The sequence below is a fragment of the Brachyspira sp. genome (assembly GCF_029258575.1).
GTDB lineage: Bacteria > Spirochaetota > Brachyspiria > Brachyspirales > Brachyspiraceae > Brachyspira.
Map to the genome: position 1 here is coordinate 1 of NZ_JARHYI010000017.1, position 18021 is coordinate 18021.

Sequence of the window (18021 nt, forward strand, 5' to 3'; positions counted from 1 at the left end):
ACGGCACGTCCAAAGATGTTCAAATTCAATAGTAATCAGGTGAATGAAAATGACAGTAAAATGACACATGTGCAAAAGGGCTCTAACACTCGTGGCTAGTGAGCATGTGCAGGAGAGGGCCTGCACTTGGCCTGGAGAAGAAGGAAGCTTTTGGAGGGAAGCATTCTAGAAATATCTATTAACACTTGATTTTTTTTTTTTAAAGATTTTATTTGAGATAGAGTGAGTGCGAACTGGGGGAGGGGCAGAGGGTAGATTTAAGACGTGAATTAGCAAAGACTTCTTCTTCAATGAAAATATGTAAAAACTCTTTAGTTGATATTGCTTTAAAAGAGTTAGGCAGAGAAGTAAAAGATGAGATGTTCATTAATCCTACAGCTGTAGTATTTGCTAAGGAAGATGTACCTAGTGCAGCTAAAATAATAAGCGAAGCAGCTAAGAAAAATGACAAAATCAAAATCAAAGGCGGTTATATGGGTGAGGATTTACTTAACCCAGCAGATGTTCAGGTAGTAGCAAATATTCCGCCAAGAGAAGTTCTTCTTTCTCATCTTGTTACAGCACTCGAGTCCCCTATATCAAGTTTGGCAAACAGTTTGCAAAGTGTTATATCAGAACTTGCTTATGTGCTTGATAGTGTTGAAGAAGAAAAGAAAAAATCAGCTTAATATGCTGGTAAATTATTAAATTAAAGAAAATTATTAAACAAATTTTTAAGGAGATAAAAAATGGCTTTAAGTAAAGAAGAAATATTACAAGCAATAGAAGAAATGAAAGTTATAGAGCTTCATGAATTAGTAGAAGCTATTAAAGAAAGATTCAATGTAACAGCAGCTATGCCAATTGCAGCAGTAGCAGCAGCTCCAGCAGCAGGCGGTGCAGCTCCAGCTGAAGAAGAGAAAAATGAATTTGATATCATTCTTACAGGTTTTGATGCAGCTCAGAAAATTGCTCTTATTAAAGAAGTTAGAGCAGTTAGTGGTTTAGGCTTAAAAGAAGCTAAAGACGCTGTTGAAAAAGGTGGAGAAACTATCAAATCAGGTGTTTCTAAAGAAGAAGCTGCAGCTATTAAGAAACAATTAGAAGCAGCAGGCGGTAAAGTTGAAGTTAAATAATTATTTTTGTAAATATATCATTAATTTATAATGATTCATATATTAAGGAGGGTATAAATATTTTGTACCCTTCTTATTAGTGTATTTAATCAAGTCAAAAAATAAAAGCGTAAATGCGGAGATCTTTTAATATGGTCAATAATATTCAGATAGATAATAAAGTATATCCTGAACGAGGGGTAGAGTTCGCTAAAAAATATAGGATAGAAAATGGACGCGTGAATTTTTCGCGTGCTGTTTCTGTAATAGAACCTCCTGATCTCCTCGCTATACAGAAAGAATCTTATGAAAGTTTTCTTCAGAAGGATATACCTGAAAATAAAAGAAAAAATGAAGGATTACAGGAAGTATTAACTTCTATATTTCCTATAGTAGCATCTAATGAAAAAATGCAAATAGAGTTTATATCCTATTCTATAGGAGAGCCTAAAATTACAGAGAAAGAGGCTAGAAGAAGAGATAAAACTTATGCTTATCCTTTCAAAATAAAGGTACAATTAACAGTAAGAGATCCTGAAAGAATCATAGAACAAGAAATATTCGTAGGTGATATACCAGCTATGACAGATAGAGGTACATTTATTGTTAATGGTGCTGAAAGAGTTATAGTTTCACAGATTCATAGATCTCCTGGTGTTGTTTTCAATCGCAGCGACAGAGATGCCATGTTCGTAGCTAAAATAATCCCAGACAGAGGTACTTGGCTGGAATTTGAGCTTGATACTAAAAAAGATATAATGTATGTTAGAATAGATAGAAAGAAAAAACTTCCTGTTACTGTATTTTTAAGAGCTATAGGCATCACTACTAATGAAGAAATTTTAAAATTATTTTATGAAGTAGATAATATTTCATTAGAGAAACTTTCAGATGAAGAGAAGAAAGATGCTTTAATAGGAAGACGTTCTTACTCTACTGTATTTGATACAGAAAACCCTGATGAAATTATATTAAATCCTGGGGAACTTATCAATACAAACCTTGCTGAAAGACTTTTAATGAGCGGAATTAAAGAAATATCCGTATTAAATATGGAAGCTATAAAAGATAATGTTACCATAATTAATACTTTAGATAAAGATAGTACTAAAAATCAAGAAGAAGCATGTACAAAAATTTACAATGTTATAAGACCAGGAGAACCTGCTTTAATAGAAAATGTTGTGAGAACTTGTAATGATTTAGTATTTGATCCTAAATCTTATGCTTTGGGTGATGTAGGACGTTATAAATTAAATAAGAGATTGAATTTCCCTGAAAGTGAACAGGATAAAGTTTTAAGACATAAAGATATAATCGAAACTATTCGTTTTTTAATAAAAGTATTCATTAATGAAGAGCAATTAGATGATATTGACCATTTAGGAAACAGACGCGTAAGAAGTGTAGGTGAATTATTATCTATACAAATAAAAACTGGTTTCACTAGAATGGAGCGTATAGCAAAAGAAAGAATGCAGATGCAGGATATGGAGGCTGTAACTCCTCAATCACTTGTAAGCATTAAACTTATACAGGCGGTAATAAAAGAATTCTTCGGTACAAATCAATTATCTCAGTTTATGGATCAGAATAATCCATTATCAGAGATTACACATAAAAGAAGGTTGAATGCTTTAGGTCAGGGTGGTCTTACAAGAGATAGAGCAGGTTTTGAGGTTCGTGATGTACACCATACCCACTATGGTAAGATTTGTCCTATTGAAACTCCTGAAGGTCCAAATATAGGACTTATAGTTTCTCTTGCTACTTATGCTAAAATAAATAAACATGGTTTCTTAGAAACTCCATATAGAAAAGTTGTTGATGGAAAGGTAACAGGTGAAATAGAATATCTAACAGCTCATGATGAGGAGAAATATCATATAGCAGATGCTAATGCTCCTTTAAATGAAGATGGTACTTTCAAAGATAATCTCATATCAACAAGATTCAGAAGTGAATTCCCATATTCTTCACCAGATCAAGTGCAGTATATGGATGTTTCACCTCAGCAGATAGTATCACTTTCAAGTTCATTGATACCATTCTTAGAGCATGACGATGCTAACAGAGCTTTAATGGGTTCAAACATGCAACGCCAAAGTGTACCTCTTTTATATCCAGAAGCTCCTATAGTAGGTACTGGAGTAGAGGCTAAAATTTGTCAGCCAGGTACAGGTATTGCTGTTCATGCTAAAAGAGCTGGTAAAGTTATTAAAGTTGTTCATAATGAAATAATTGTAAAACCTACTAAACAAAATAGTGATGATGATTTAGATGTTTATGAATTAGTAAAATATCAGAGAACTAACCAAGATACCAATTATCATCAAAGACCTGTTGTTAATGTTGGAGATGTTGTTAAGGCTGGAGGGCTTTTAGCTGATGGACCTGCTACAGATCATGGTGAGTTAGCTTTGGGAAGAAATGTACTAGCAGCATTCATGATTTTTGAAGGGTACAACTTCGAGGACGCTATACTTTTAAGCAGAAGATTAGTACAAGAAGATGTATTTACTTCTATTCATATAGAAGAGTTTTCAACAGAAGCTAGGGAAACTAAACTAGATAGAGAAAATATTACTAGAGATATACCTAATGTATCAGATGCTGCATTCAAAAATTTAGATGAAAGAGGTATTGTAAGAATAGGTGCTAAGGTAAAGGCTGGAGATATATTAGTAGGTAAAGTAACCCCTAAAGGTGAAACAGAAATTACTCCAGAATATAGACTTCTTCATTCTATATTCGGTGAAAAGGCTAGAGATGTAAAAGATTCTTCTTTAAGAGTACCACATGGTAAAGACGGTACTGTTATAGATGTAAGAGTTTACAGCAGAGAAAATGGTGATGAATTAAAGCCTGGTGTAGAGGAAGTTGTAAAAGTTTTTGTTGCTAAAAAGCGTATTATACAGGAAGGCGATAAAATGGCAGGAAGACATGGTAACAAAGGGGTAGTTGCTAGAATTATGCCTATAGAGGACATGCCTTTCTTGGAAGACGGTACTCCTGTAGATATATGTCTTAACCCATTAGGTGTACCTTCTCGTATGAATATTGGTCAGGTAATTGAGATGCTTTTAGGCTGGTCTGGTCATAAAATGGGACTTAAATATGCATGTCCTGTATTTGAAGGTCCTAAAGAGGAGGCTTTAAGAGAAGCTTTTGTTGCAAGCGGTATGAATGCTAATGGTAAAGTTAGACTTTATGATGGAAGAACAGGCGAGCCTTTCAAAAATGATGTAGCTGTGGGATATATGTATATGCTTAAGCTTAATCACTTAGTTGAAGATAAGGTGCATGCAAGAAGTACAGGTCCTTACTCTCTTGTTACTCAGCAGCCTCTTGGAGGTAAATCTCAATTCGGAGGTCAGAGATTAGGAGAGATGGAAGTATGGGCATTAGAGGCTTATGGAGCTGCTAATATGCTTCAGGAATTCTTAACTGTTAAATCAGATGATATGACAGGACGTGCTAGAATATATGAATCTATAGTTAAAGGCGATGTTATATCCTCTCCTGGTATACCAGAGAGCTTTAATGTATTAGTTCAGGAACTTAGAGGTTTAGGTCTTAATATTACTATTCATGATGAAGATGGCAATCAGCTTCCTTCTACTGAAAAAGAGCTTAGACAAAAAACTAAGAAACAAACCAAGATTTTTAAATAATTAGGAGAAGTTTAAGTATATGCAATTTTCAAACTTTGACCAAATAAAAATTAGTATAGCAAGTCCTCAGGTTATGAGAGAATGGAGTTATGGTGAAGTAAAAAAACCAGAAACTATTAACTATAGAACTCTAAGACCTGAAAGAGATGGACTTTTTTGTGAGAAGATATTCGGAACTACAAAAGAATATGAATGTTACTGCGGTAAGTTTAAAAGCATTCGTTATAAAGGTGTAGTTTGTGATAAATGTGGAGTTGAAGTTACTCATTTCAAAGTTAGAAGAGAGAGAATGGGGCATATAGAATTGGCTGCTCCTGTTGCTCATATTTGGTATTATAGAAACACTCCTTCAAGAATAGGACTTCTTTTAAATATGAATATTGCTCATTTAAGAAGTGTACTTTATTTTGAAAGATATGTTGTTATTGATGCTGGAGATAGTACATATTCTAAAGGAGATCTTTTAACTGAAGAAGAGTATAATGAGGCTTTAGATAGATATGGTGATAATATTCGTATAGGTATAGGTGCTGAGGGCATAAGAGATATGCTTAAAGACCTTGATATGGATGAAGAAATCAGAAAACTTAGAGAGGAAATGATTAAAAAAGGTGAAAAGAGTGATAGGCGTCTTAGAAAGCGTCTTGAAATATTTGAAGACTTCAAAGCAAGCGGAAATGATCCTACTTGGATGATACTTGATGTAGTTCCAGTAATTCCTCCTGATTTAAGACCTATGGTTCAGCTTGATGGTGGAAGATTTGCTACTTCAGACTTGAATGACCTATACAGAAGAGTAATAAATAGAAATATTCGTTTAAGAAGATTATTGGTATTAAGAGCACCTGATATTATCATAAGAAATGAAAAAAGAATGCTTCAGGAGGCTGTTGATGCTTTATTTGATAATAGCAGAAGAAAGAAAGTTGTTAAAGGACCTGGAAACAGACCTTTAAAATCTCTTTCCGATATGCTTAAAGGTAAACAGGGACGTTTCAGACAGAATCTTTTAGGTAAACGTGTTGACTACTCAGGACGTTCGGTTATTGTTGCAGGTCCTAGATTAAAAATGCATCAATGCGGACTTCCTAAAAAAATGGCTGTTGAATTATTCAAGCCTTTCATTATGAAAAAATTAGTTGAAATTAATTCAGCTCATAATATAAAATCTGCTAAGAGATTCGTAGAAGAGGGCAGAGAAGAAGTTTGGGGTGTATTAGAGGATATTGCTAAAGAACATCCTGTACTTTTAAATAGAGCCCCTACACTTCACAGATTGGGTATTCAGGCATTTGAACCTGTACTCGTTGAAGGAAAGGCTATTCAACTTCACCCATTAGTTTGTCATGCTTATAATGCTGACTTTGACGGAGACCAGATGGCTGTTCATACTCCTCTTTCTGCTGAAGCTCAGATTGAGGCTTGGACTTTGATGCTTGCTCCTCATAATATATTAAACCCTGCTAATGGTGAGCCTATTGTAAACCCTACTCAGGATATAGTTTTGGGTATAAGTTATTTAACTAAATTGAGAACTGGTATTAAAGGTGAGGGAAAAATATTCTCATCTCCTAAAGATGCTTTGCTTGCTTATGATAATAATTTGGTTGAGCTTGAATCAAGAATTAAAGTTTTAATGAAAAATAAGGACGGAGAGGAAGAATTCATTGAAACTTCTGTTGGAAGAATAAAATTCAATGAAGTTATTCCTGAAGATTTCAGATATCAGAATAGAGATTTTAACAGTAAAGATTTAGCTAAATTTATTCATGAAGTATATTTGAAACATGGCACAGCGGTAACAGTTAATATGCTTGATGATATTAAAGAATTAGGATACCAAAGTGCTACAGTATTCGGTTCTACTATTTCTATTGCTGATATTCTTATACCTCCAATGAAGAAACAGGAGATAGAAGAGGCTACTAAACAGGTAGAGTTCATAGAAAATCAGTATATGAACGGTATTATCACTACAGATGAGAAAAAGCAGAAGGTTATGGACCTTTGGACAACTGTTGAAGGTAAAATAACTGAAGCTATGATGGATAATTTAAGACAAGATCAAGATGGATTTAATCCTGTATATATAATGGCAGATTCAGGAGCTAGAGGTTCTAAACAGCAGATAAGACAGCTTGCTAGTATGAGAGGACTTATGGCTAAACCTTCTGGAGAGATTATTGAACTTCCTATTATTTCAAACTTTAAAGAAGGTCTTACCGTACAGGAATACTTTATTTCTACTCACGGTGCTAGAAAAGGTCTTGCCGATACTGCATTAAAAACTTCAAGTGCTGGTTATCTTACTAGAAAATTGGTAGATGTTGCTATAGGAGTTGTTGTTTCAGAGCATGACTGTGGTACTGTTAAAGGTATTTCTATAGAAGCTATTAAAAATGGAGATGAAATCAAAAAATCTCTTAAAGAACGTGTTGTAGGATTCTTCACAAGCGAACATATATATAATCCTGTTACGAAAGAACTTATATGTTCTGCAAATACAGAAATTACAGAAGAAATAGGCGATTTAATTGAAAAAGCTGGTATAGAAAAAATATATATAAGACATCCTCTTACTTGTGAAAGCAGAATGGGTGTATGTCAGAAATGTTATGGAAGAAGTTTATCTACTAATAATCTTGCTTCTATTGGTGAAGCTGTAGGAGTAGTTGCTGCTCAAAGTATAGGTCAGCCCGGTACGCAGCTTACAATGAGAACTTTCCACATCGGAGGAGTTGCTACTCAGATGGTAGAGGAAAATGAGATAAAAGTTACATATCCTATATATATAGAACAGTTATCTAATTATGTTATTCAGCCTAATGGTATTAAGATAACAGCTAGAAAGGGTGATTTAATTATTAGAAGAGTTTTAGATAAATGGGAAAAATCTTCATTAAAAGATATTTCTGCTGAAAATAATTCTAAAGTACTTATTGGTGATGTTATAGCTGTTCTTAAAGATGGTACAGAAATTAAAGCTACTCATAATGGTACTTTCAAAATCACTGATGATGAGAAATATATAATGATTACAGGTAATAAGCATACAATCGTTATTAAAGTAGGTAGTGAATATAAAGTAGATGAACATGTATTTATAGAAGCTAATACTGTTATAGCTAGTTTTGATACTTATAATGAACCTATCATTTCAGAAAAAGCTGGTATTGTGAGATATCAGGATATAATACCTGGAAGAACATTAATTGAAGAGATAGACGATCAAACAGGTAATAAAACTAATATTATTCAAGAGTTTAAAGATGCAAGTATGCAGCCTAAAATATTAATTGTAGGCGATGATGATACTTTTGAAACTGATATACCTAATGGTGCTCAACTTATGGTTGAAAACAATCAAAAAGTTGAAATCGGAGAGGTTATCGCTAAAACTACTCGTATACAGCAGAAGAGTAGAGATATTACTGGAGGTCTTCCAAGAGTACAGGAATTGCTTGAAGCCCAGAAGCCTAAAGATACTGCTATTATTGCTGGTATTGATGGAGAGGTTGAAATAGGTGGTTCTCATAAGGGTAAAAAAATAGTTAAAATCAGAAATGAATTTGATGAAACTAAACATTTAGTCCCTAATGCTAAAATGCTTCTTGTAAGAAATGGGGACCAAGTAAAAACAGGTACTCAATTATGTGCTGGTAAAATTAACCCTCATGATATATTGGAAACTCAGGGAGATTTGGCTTTACAGACTTATTTACTTGAGGAGATTCAGACTGTATATAATCAGCAGGGTGTAGGGATTAATGATAAGCACTTCGCTCTTATAATTAGACAGATGCTTAGAAGACTTGAAATAACTGATCCTGGCGATACTAAATATATTGTTGGACAGTATGTTGACAAATATGAATTTGAAGAGGAAAATAAACGTTATGAAGAAGCAGGTGGTTCTCCTGCAAGTGGTAAGCCAGTGCTTTTAGGATTAACTAAAGCTGCTCTTAATACAGAAAGCTTTATATCTTCTGCTTCATTCCAAGAAACTACTAAAGTTCTAACTAATGCAGCTATTAAGGGTAAAGTTGATAAATTACTTGGACTTAAAGAAAATGTTATCATAGGTCATTTGATTCCTGCTGGTACTGGTGTGAAACTTTATAATAAACTTCATGTTTATAATAAAGAAAGCGGGGACTTGGATAAAAAAGATAGCATAGATAATAGTTCTAAAGAAGAAGAAGTTATACAAATGACTGTATAAATAAATTTTAATGGTAAAAGAGGTTTTCATTTATATGAGAGCGTCTTTTATTATGTATGATAAAAAATAATAGAACAAAATAAATATAAAAAGTATTATAAAATGATAAGAAAAATTAATAAAATGCCTTTGGCTCTTACAGGTTTAGCACTTGGTGTAGGTGGTATATTTAATGCTTGGACTATATTTACAGGTATTAAATATTTTGCATATACTGGTGCTGTGATTTCATCTATTTTAATATTAACAATTATAACTAAAATATTTTCTTCATTCGGAGATTTTATTAATGATTTAAAGCATCCTGTGGCAGGAAGTACTATTCCTACACTTGATATGGCTTTTATGGTAATATCATCTTCTGTGGTGCAGTTTATAAGACCTTTGGGTGTTGCTATGTGGTTTACCGCTATAGCTATACATGTAATATTTTCTTTTACATTTTTAGCTCATAGGATAAATTTAAAAGATTTGCATCATATGGTACCAAGCTGGTTTGTTCCGCCTGTGGGTATAGTGGTGGCTGCTGTTACGGGTTCTAATATGGGTTTTCCTCAGGTTTCTCAGGCTATAGTTTATATAGGAACTGCGATTTATATTATAATATTTCCATTTATATTTTATAGAATTATTTTTCATGAACCTTTGCCTGATGACAAATTTCCCGCATTTGCTGTAATGGGAGCTCCTGCTAATCTTTGTTTATGCGGATATTTAACGGCCTTTCCAACTTATAATACTGCTGTACTTAATTTCCTTTTGGGATTGGGGTTATTTACTACATTTAAAGTTTATTTATCTCTTATAAGGGCTTTCAGAATAAAATTCATTCCCTTATTTGCAGCATATACTTTCCCTTTGGCTATTGGTGCTCAGGCCTTACTTAAATATGCTAATTATTCACAAAGTATTGGAGGAGAGTATTTTTATATATGGAATACTATTGCTATACTTGAGCTTATAATTGCAAGTATGATGATAGCTTATGTTTTCATTAATATGATATTCTTTGTTCATAATAATGTGATAAAAGATAGTAAGTGATATTAATATTATGAGGTTGATATATCTAAACAAAAACAAGTTATAGAAAAATTATATAAATATTGTGTTAATAACAATCAATTTGTATTTGATAATGAATTAATTAAAAAATTTTCTAATGTATTTAGTGAAGCTTTTTATAGAATCATCTACTAAAAAAATGATACTATTTTTTATTTTGTTTGGAGGAAGCGGATCTGAAATATCTCTTTGTAAAAAGTTAGAGAGAACTTTTATATCATGTGAATTAAATAAACAATACTATGATATGATAATAGATAGAATAAATAATAACGGCAAAATAAAAGATTGTTATGCTGTCTATGATGCAAAATAAATTATTCCAAAAACAATTGTTTTAATTAAATTATTTTTTATAAATACAAATTAAAATCTTACCTTTACAGAATTAGCATGTGCTTCTAAACTTTCATTTTCAGCAAAATTGATTACATTATTTTTCACTTTGCTTAATGCATCTTTAGTGTAGTATGTGATGTATGATTTTTTTATAAAGTCATCTACAGATAAAGGAGAAGCGAATTTAGCAGTTCCGCTTGTAGGTATAACATGATTAGCACCAGATAAATAATCTCCTAATGCTTCAGGTGTATAATCTCCCAAAAATATTGAACCTGCATTTTTTATTTTGCTTAAAACAGAGAAAGGATCTTTTATACTTATCTCCAAATGTTCTGGAGCTATTTCATTGCTTATATATATTGCTTCGTCTATAGTTTCTGTTATTATTATTCTTCCGTTATTTTCTATAGATTCTATAGCTATATCTTTGCGGCTTAATTTCTCTAATTGTTTATATAATTCATCTTTAGTTTTTTCTGCTATAGATTTTGAAGTTGTTATTAATATACTTGAAGCTAATTTATCATGTTCAGCCTGTGCGAGCATATCTGAAGCTATATGTATATGATTTGCTGTTTCATCTGCTATTATCAATACTTCGCTTGGTCCTGCCACCATATCAATAGATACTTCTCCGTACACTAATCTTTTAGCCATAGCAACATATATATTTCCTGGTCCAACTATTTTATATACTTTAGGTATAGATTCAGTACCATAACTTAAAGCTGCTATTACCTGAGCACCGCCTATTTTAAATATTTTATTTACTCCAGCTATCTTTGCTGCTGCTAATATATTATCATTTATTTTACCTTCTTTGTTTGGAGGAGATACTAATATTATTTCACTTACTCCTGCCACTTTAGCAGGTATAACATTCATAAGCACGGTTGAAGGGTAAACAGCTGTGCCTCCGGGTATATATACTCCTACTTTCTCTATTGGATTTATTATCTGACCCATTACAATGCCGTCTTCTTCATTCGTTATGAAACTGTTTCTTAATTGTTTTTTATGGAATTTTTCTATATTGTTATAAGCTAATTTTAATGTTTCTTTAAACTTATCATCAATTTTATTGTATGCTTCCTTTATTTCTTTTTCGCTTACTTCTAAATTATCTATTTCAGCATTATCAAACATCTTTGAATATTTTTTTAAAGCACTATCACCATTTTTTTTCACTTCTTCAAGTATAGTCTTTACTTTTTCATTAACATCATCATGGCTGAATTGACTTCTCAATAATATATAATCTAATGATTTGCATTCTTTATAATTAATTATTTTTATCACAATATTTTCCTTATAAAACTTCTTCTATACTTTTTACTATGGTTTTTATCAATTCATTTTTAAATTTATAACTTACTTTATTTACTATTAGTCTTGCACTTATATAATCAATAATCTCTTTTATAATAGTTAAATTATTTTCTTTTAAAGTGCTTCCTGTTTCTACTATATCAACTATAATATCTGATAAATTTAGTATAGGAGCTAATTCTATAGATCCGTTTAACTTTATTATTTCAACATCACAGTTTATTGAATTAAAATAATTCTTTGATATATTAACATATTTTGTAGCAACTCTTAATCTTCTCTCAATATCCTCTTTATATCCCTGAACAGAAGCCATACAAACTCGGCATTTACCAAATTTCAAATCAAGAAGTTCATAAATATCATGATTATTTTCAAGCAGTATATCCTTTCCAACAATTCCTATATCAGCAACACCTTTTTCAACATATATACCAACATCTGAAGGCTTTACTATCAAATATCTTACATTTTTTTCTTTATTTTCAAATACTAATTTTCTATTATCTTCTAATAATTCTTTATTTTCATAACCTATTTTTTCAAAGAGAGTATAAACTTTATTTACTAATCTTCCTTTAGGCAATGCTATATTAATCATATTCTTAATCTTTTTATTAAATTTTTTAAATTATTATAATATAATAAAATATTTTTTCAAATAGTAATGTAGTAAAAAATATATTACTTTATTTGTATTTATTGTAATTTAATTTGATTAAGAATGATATTTTATTTAAAATACATAATATGAAATATATTGTAAAAAATGTATGATATTTCAAGTGATAATGTGAAAATATTATAGTTAAATAATATTTTTGTATCTTTTCTTGACAATTGGAACATGATTTATATACTGTTTAAATGTAAGGGGTACTTATATGTCAGCTAAAAAAACTAAAAAATTACAAAATTCGGCTATTATGTCAACAGAACATAAACTTGATGACGGTACAGTTGTAAAAATTAATCCTACAGTTACGAGAATAGTATTATTTGATAATAAATAATTATATTCAATTATTATTGTCAGCGTAAATTCAATTATTATTCTTTGTCTGTTTGTTTTAGTATAAAAATTGTATGCTGATTATTAAATATATTTTTAGTATATTAATAAAGCATGTCAATTTTTACCATAAAACAGATTTTAGAGTTTATTGATTTTTAATATTTAAGTTTTTAAATTATCATTTTCAAATATATACTTTTCTTTATAATTATAATCTGTATTATAATTATCACTATATATTTCTGTTCTTACTTTCTTTCCTTTTTTTATAAAGCTTTGTACTTGATTTAATAAAATTTTTTCATCTCCGCTTTTGTATAGTATAAGTATATCGAAGTCATAATCATTTTTAGAAATGTTTCCTGTATATAATTTATCCATATAAACTGCAAATCCTATAGCATTTTTTTTATTTTCTTCATTTGCAGTATGTGCATTGAATTTTGCAAGAAGTTTATCATATCTTCCGCCTGATATAACGGCATCATTATTTCCTTTTATATATCCTTTGAAAATTATTCCATTATAATAACCAAGTTTACTTTCTATTGAGAAGTCTAGAAATATTTTATCGAAGTTATCATAATTCTCAAATACTGCTGACAGACTTTTTAATTCATTAAAAGCCTTTTGCATTTTTTCATTAATGATTATATTTTCTATTTTTTTTAATACATTTATATAATTTCCGCATAAGTCTATCAATGATATAATATTGTCAGTATATTTTTCATTTATATTATTTGATATTAATGCTTTTTGTAAATCATGTTTATTTTTGCTGTATATAAAATTGAGTATTTCAAGTTTTTTATCTTCATCTAAATTAAGCTCGTCTATCAAAGCGAACATAAAATCTATACTTGATATTTCTAATATATATTCATCGTTTATAGATTTTAAACTATCTATTGCCATGCTAATAATTTCTAAATTTGAATAAGTACTTAAAGTTCCAATTATCTCAACGCCTATTTGCTGTATTTCTTCATATTCATTTGATACATTATTTATTTTGTAAATATCTTCTATATAATAAATTTTTTTAGTATATTTATCATTATCTTTCAAAACTTTTTTTACTATTGATAATGTAACATCTGGTCTTAATGATTGTAAATTTCCATTTAAATTCATAAAAGTTAATATATGTTCAGTTTGAAGAAAATCTTTATAATTATTGTATAAATTATAATCTTCAAATTTACTTAATTTAATTTTTTTATATCCGTATTGTTCGTATATATTTGCTAATTCAGATGCTGTCATAATTGATTCTTCTTTATTGTTTTAATTTAAAAAAATAGTTTAAACATGTCTATTATAATATAAAAAATAAAAATCACCATATACAAAATTAAAAATCATATTTTAGTTTGAAATAAGTATAAAAAAAGTATATTATAATAAAAATTTATTTTTTAGGAATGTTTATGAAAACATCGGAAGAGCTGATAAAAAAATTGATGAAAAATCAAATGGATTATAACATATTCATAAAGTTTAATTCAAAAACTGCTATAGAAAAAACTTCTCTTACAAATTTGATAAGAAAAGCAATAAGCAGTGGATATATAGAAAAAACAGATGGAAATTTACTCAGGGTTACTAAAGAAGGCAGACAATATATAAATAAATTGGAGGGAAAAGATGAAGCTCCTAAAACTGTCAAATCTGTGAGAATAAATGTTAATCCGAAAGATGCTAAATTAGATTCTCAAATTATAGCCAAAGCATATAATATAAAATTGGATTTTAATGAAGATATTTTAAAATCAGCCTGCGATATAAATAATAATGCGGATTTTAGTAATATAGAAGAAGATAGAATAGATTTAAGAGATATAAAAACTATCACTATAGACAGTGAAAGTTCAAAAGATTTAGATGATGCTTTCAGTATAGAAAAATTAGATAATTGTATTTATAAAGTATATGTTCATATTTCTGATGTAAGTCATTTTATAGAACTTGATTCTCCTTTGGATTTGGAGGCTAGAAAGAGAGGAAATTCAACCTATTTAATTGATGCAGTTTATAATATGTTTCCAGAAATTTTATCTAATAATATAATTTCTTTGAATGAGAATGCTGATAGATTTGCTTTAACTTTAATTTGCGAAATAAATAATGATGGGGAAATATTATCTTCATCTGTATATAAGAGTATTATCAAATCGTATAGGAAACTGTCGTATGATTATGCAGAAAAGCTTATAAAGAAAGAAGAGAGTGATGATAATTGGCTTTTAGAATTAATTGATAATGCGTTGAATATAAAAAATATTTTGTATAAGAAGAGAAAAGAGGGAAGGGGAGTAGAATTTGATAATCAGGACATAAAAATACTTCTTAATGATGACGGTATGCCTACGGAGTTTTATGCAGAAGAGAAGAAAGAATCTATGTCTATAATAGAGGAATTAATGCTTCTTGCTAACAGTCAAATAGCTGAAAAATTATCTGTTTATGACGGAGTTATATATCGTTATCATGGACTTCCAGATGAGTATAGATTCAATAATTTTAATATTTTAGCTCATAATAAAGGTTATGATTTGAAGAAAAATACTGACGGCTCTTATGATATAAAAGGGTTTATTGATAATATAAAAGGAAAACAAGAGGAGAATTTGCTTATACCAGTTCTTCTTCGTTCTATGACTCCTTCATCTTACAGTATAGTAAATAAAAGTCATTTCGGTTTGGGGCTTGATTACTATACTTATTTCACTTCTCCTATAAGAAGATATTCGGATTTACTTATACATAGAATAGTTAAAGATACTATTTTATCAGGTAAAAATTCAAATTCTATAGATGAAAAATTAAAAAACATATGTAAGGATTCTATTGAAAGTTTATCATTACTTGATAAAACATCAAAGAAGGCTGAAAAATATATTATACAAATAAAAGCAGCCAGATACATGAAAGATAGGCTTGGAGATGAGTATTATGGTATTATAAGCTCTATAAATCAAAAGGGTATATATGTTGAGATAGAAGGTTTAGAAATAGAAGGTTTTATAGAGGCAACTTATGTGGGGTCAAACTACAGATTCTATCAGGATATGCAAAGTGTATATGTGGATAAGATAAAAGCTTATGAATTAGGAGATAGGGTGAAGGTATTAGTTGCCAGTGCTAATGTAGAGAATGGTAAAATATTCTTTTCTTTATGAAATTTTCAAATTGTAAAATAAAAATTTAAACGCACGGTTGATAGATTTTGTTATATAAAAAATTAAATTATATATAAAGTGATATATAGCATTTAGTGATGCGTGTGGGAATAACCGCAACAAATTTAAAAAAATCTAGGGTGGGTATTAGAATTTCTGTTTTAAGTAAAAAAGAAACGTATATTTAAATTGCATATAAGTATAAAAAGTATTGAGGGCGGGGTATTAATATATACTCCGTTTATAACAAAATATATTTTTCTTTACTAAATTAAGAAATATATAGTTTTAATATAAAATATATAATTAGGATATACTATGAAAAAAATATTCAAGCTTTGTTATTTATTTATGTTTTTATTTATTATTTCATGTTCGAGTAATTTTAATCCAAATGAGAATATAAATAACTTATTCAATATGGTAAATGCTGAAAGAAGAAAAGCTGGTAAATCTGATTTAATTTATGACAGTAAAATAAGCGAAGCAGCATATATTAGAGCTAAAGAAATATCAGGACCTGATAGTTTTTCTCATCACAGACCTAATGGTACTCTTTATGTAACAGTTTTTGATGAACTTCATATAAGTTATAGTTTGACTGTGGAAAATATAGCTGGAGGTCATCGTAATGCAAATGAAGTAATGAAAGACTGGATGAATTCTAAAGGTCATAAATCAAATATACTTAGTAATAAGTATAAAAAAATAGGAATCGCAGTATACAATAAAAATGGTACTTTATATTGGGTTCAGTTATTTTCAAATTAAAACTTATTATTTTATACCGTTAAATTTGATTCTATATTGTATAAATACTCTTCTAATTTTTTATCATCTATAAATTTACTGGTAGTTTTTATATCTTCTTCTTTTATGATAAAATACTTCATACCAGATTTATTTATTAACTTCTCTTTTATAAGATCATTATTTTTTATTTTTTCTTTCATATCTGCAGTATTTCCGAAATGTCCTGCTCCGTTATATTCTATCACTGCTATAGGTTCATTTATTTTATCACCTCTTTTATGGGTTATTAAAAAATCGCAGTAGAAATCTCTGAAAGTTTTCCATACTTCAGTATTTTCTTCAGCATCTAAAAATGCTTTGAATGATACTTGCTTATAAATATTATAATCTTTAAATACTTTTAGTATAGAATAAAATATTTTTGTTTCTTCTATATTCATAATCTTTTTTATGGATATTTCTCCATTATTCATATTTTCAAGTCTTTGTTCTGTTATATCTTTTTTTATTTCCTTATTATATTTTTTATATTTATTGTAATTCTTATAATAATATTTTCTTTTTTTATATCTTTTATATCCTCTATATCCTTTGTAATTTCCTGTATAATTTACTGATTTAGATAATATAACAATAATTGAAACTAATATTATTGCTATGAGTAATAAAGCCATAAATTATTATCTCCTTAATTTTGTTTAGTTAATATATCATTAATATTTTTGAGGCAGGCATTTAATTGTCTTTCATCTATTAAACCTGATTTCATTTTTATATCTAAATCTTTGAGTATAAAATATTTAAGTCCTATTTTATTAAAAAGTTTTTCTCTAATCATATCATTATCAGATACCCTTTTTCTTTTTTTATCAGTATCGCCAAAATGTCCTCCACCATGATATTCTATAACTGCGGCAGGCTCGTTCATTCTGCTTCCGTTTTTGTATGTTATTAAAAAATCGCAGTAAAAATCTCTAAAAGTTTTCCAAGAAGCTGTATTCTCTTCTCCCTTTAAAAAAGCTCTGAAAGAAACTTGAGGATTTATATTATAATTATCAAATACTTTTACCATAGAATAAAATATTTTCATTTCTTCTATATTCATAATTTTTTTTGTTTTTATGCTTCCGCTTTCCATATATTTTAATCTTTGCTCGGTTATTGCATTTAGTTTATATTCATCTTCATTTTCATCGCTGATGTTATTGTTATAATCATGTATTTCATTATTATATTCTTCTTTTGAAGATTCAGGTGTTTTTTTTATTTTATAGAAAAGTATTAAATATAATATTATAGCAGATACAATTGCCATAGCTATTATAATTTCAGTCATAATAAA

Annotated in this window: 14 protein-coding genes; 9 read left to right on the forward strand and 5 right to left on the reverse strand. The window is 29.3% G+C overall.

Going from position 1 to position 18021, the window contains the following annotated elements; genetic code table 11:
- Positions 1-233: 233 nt before the first annotated feature.
- From rplJ to Q1J76_RS01140, 6 genes are all read left to right on the forward strand, one after another.
- On the forward strand, positions 234-668 hold the full coding sequence (gene rplJ, locus Q1J76_RS01115; protein WP_300365648.1) for a 50S ribosomal protein L10: 435 nt from the start codon (positions 234-236) through the stop codon (positions 666-668).
- Between the two features lie 60 nt (positions 669-728).
- Entirely contained in the window at positions 729-1115 is a 387-nt protein-coding gene (gene rplL / locus Q1J76_RS01120; protein ID WP_300365507.1) for a 50S ribosomal protein L7/L12, read from the forward strand.
- A 131-nt stretch (positions 1116-1246) separates the two neighbouring features.
- The gene (rpoB, locus tag Q1J76_RS01125) at positions 1247-4768 is read left to right on the forward strand and encodes a DNA-directed RNA polymerase subunit beta (protein ID WP_300365510.1); all 3522 of its coding nucleotides are present in this window, start codon (positions 1247-1249) and stop codon (positions 4766-4768) included.
- Positions 4769-4787: 19 nt separating this feature from the next.
- Positions 4788-8990 carry a DNA-directed RNA polymerase subunit beta' gene (rpoC, locus tag Q1J76_RS01130; protein WP_300365513.1) on the forward strand — a complete coding sequence of 1401 codons (4203 nt, stop codon included), beginning with the start codon at positions 4788-4790 and terminating at the stop codon, positions 8988-8990.
- Between the two features lie 102 nt (positions 8991-9092).
- Complete coding sequence (locus tag Q1J76_RS01135; protein WP_300365516.1) at positions 9093-10034, forward strand: TDT family transporter; 942 nt, start codon at positions 9093-9095, stop codon at positions 10032-10034.
- Between the two features lie 118 nt (positions 10035-10152).
- The gene (locus Q1J76_RS01140) at positions 10153-10371 is read left to right on the forward strand and encodes a DNA methyltransferase (protein WP_300365519.1); all 219 of its coding nucleotides are present in this window, start codon (positions 10153-10155) and stop codon (positions 10369-10371) included.
- A gap of 50 nt (positions 10372-10421) precedes the next feature.
- On the opposite strand, the gene hisD is transcribed toward Q1J76_RS01140, so the two are convergent.
- Both hisD and hisG read right to left on the reverse strand, forming a co-directional pair.
- Positions 10422-11696, reverse strand: a complete 1275-nt coding sequence (gene hisD, locus Q1J76_RS01145; protein WP_300365522.1) for a histidinol dehydrogenase — start codon at positions 11694-11696, stop codon at positions 10422-10424.
- Between the two features lie 10 nt (positions 11697-11706).
- On the reverse strand, positions 11707-12327 hold the full coding sequence (gene hisG, locus Q1J76_RS01150; RefSeq protein WP_300365525.1) for an ATP phosphoribosyltransferase: 621 nt from the start codon (positions 12325-12327) through the stop codon (positions 11707-11709).
- A gap of 283 nt (positions 12328-12610) precedes the next feature.
- Here hisG and Q1J76_RS01155 point away from each other — a divergent pair, with 283 nt between their 5' ends.
- Positions 12611-12739 carry a hypothetical protein gene (locus Q1J76_RS01155; RefSeq protein WP_300365528.1) on the forward strand — a complete coding sequence of 43 codons (129 nt, stop codon included), beginning with the start codon at positions 12611-12613 and terminating at the stop codon, positions 12737-12739.
- 164 nt (positions 12740-12903) lie between these two features.
- Here the strand turns inward: Q1J76_RS01155 and Q1J76_RS01160 are convergent, their stop codons facing one another.
- Entirely contained in the window at positions 12904-14010 is a 1107-nt protein-coding gene (locus Q1J76_RS01160) for an ATP phosphoribosyltransferase regulatory subunit (RefSeq protein WP_300365531.1), read from the reverse strand.
- A 164-nt stretch (positions 14011-14174) separates the two neighbouring features.
- On the opposite strand from Q1J76_RS01160, the gene Q1J76_RS01165 reads away from it, so the two are divergent.
- Together Q1J76_RS01165 and Q1J76_RS01170 are read left to right on the forward strand one after the other, a co-directional pair.
- Positions 14175-15926 (forward strand): RNB domain-containing ribonuclease, encoded by a 1752-nt coding sequence (locus Q1J76_RS01165; RefSeq protein ID WP_300365534.1) that lies wholly within the window; start codon positions 14175-14177, stop codon positions 15924-15926.
- 318 nt (positions 15927-16244) lie between these two features.
- A complete protein-coding gene (locus Q1J76_RS01170; protein WP_300365537.1) occupies positions 16245-16697 on the forward strand; it encodes a CAP domain-containing protein in 453 nt (150 codons plus the stop codon).
- Between the two features lie 11 nt (positions 16698-16708).
- Here the strand turns inward: Q1J76_RS01170 and Q1J76_RS01175 are convergent, their stop codons facing one another.
- Together Q1J76_RS01175 and Q1J76_RS01180 are read right to left on the reverse strand one after the other, a co-directional pair.
- The gene (locus Q1J76_RS01175) at positions 16709-17353 is read right to left on the reverse strand and encodes a DUF2726 domain-containing protein (RefSeq protein ID WP_300365540.1); all 645 of its coding nucleotides are present in this window, start codon (positions 17351-17353) and stop codon (positions 16709-16711) included.
- 14 nt (positions 17354-17367) lie between these two features.
- Entirely contained in the window at positions 17368-18015 is a 648-nt protein-coding gene (locus Q1J76_RS01180) for a DUF2726 domain-containing protein (protein WP_300365543.1), read from the reverse strand.
- Between the last annotated feature and the right edge of the window lie 6 nt (positions 18016-18021).

Coding starts and splice junctions, on each gene's coding strand:
- rplL (WP_300365507.1), top strand. CDS start 729: ATGGCTTTAAGTAAAGAAGAAATATTACAAGCAATAGAAGAAATGAAA.
- rpoB (WP_300365510.1), top strand. CDS start 1,247: ATGGTCAATAATATTCAGATAGATAATAAAGTATATCCTGAACGAGGG.
- rpoC (WP_300365513.1), top strand. CDS start 4,788: ATGCAATTTTCAAACTTTGACCAAATAAAAATTAGTATAGCAAGTCCT.
- Q1J76_RS01135 (WP_300365516.1), top strand. CDS start 9,093: ATGATAAGAAAAATTAATAAAATGCCTTTGGCTCTTACAGGTTTAGCA.
- Q1J76_RS01140 (WP_300365519.1), top strand. CDS start 10,153: ATGTATTTAGTGAAGCTTTTTATAGAATCATCTACTAAAAAAATGATA.
- hisG (WP_300365525.1), bottom strand. CDS start 12,327: ATGATTAATATAGCATTGCCTAAAGGAAGATTAGTAAATAAAGTTTAT.
- Q1J76_RS01155 (WP_300365528.1), top strand. CDS start 12,611: ATGTCAGCTAAAAAAACTAAAAAATTACAAAATTCGGCTATTATGTCA.
- Q1J76_RS01160 (WP_300365531.1), bottom strand. CDS start 14,010: ATGACAGCATCTGAATTAGCAAATATATACGAACAATACGGATATAAA.
- Q1J76_RS01165 (WP_300365534.1), top strand. CDS start 14,175: ATGAAAACATCGGAAGAGCTGATAAAAAAATTGATGAAAAATCAAATG.
- Q1J76_RS01170 (WP_300365537.1), top strand. CDS start 16,245: ATGAAAAAAATATTCAAGCTTTGTTATTTATTTATGTTTTTATTTATT.
- Q1J76_RS01175 (WP_300365540.1), bottom strand. CDS start 17,353: ATGGCTTTATTACTCATAGCAATAATATTAGTTTCAATTATTGTTATA.
- Q1J76_RS01180 (WP_300365543.1), bottom strand. CDS start 18,015: ATGACTGAAATTATAATAGCTATGGCAATTGTATCTGCTATAATATTA.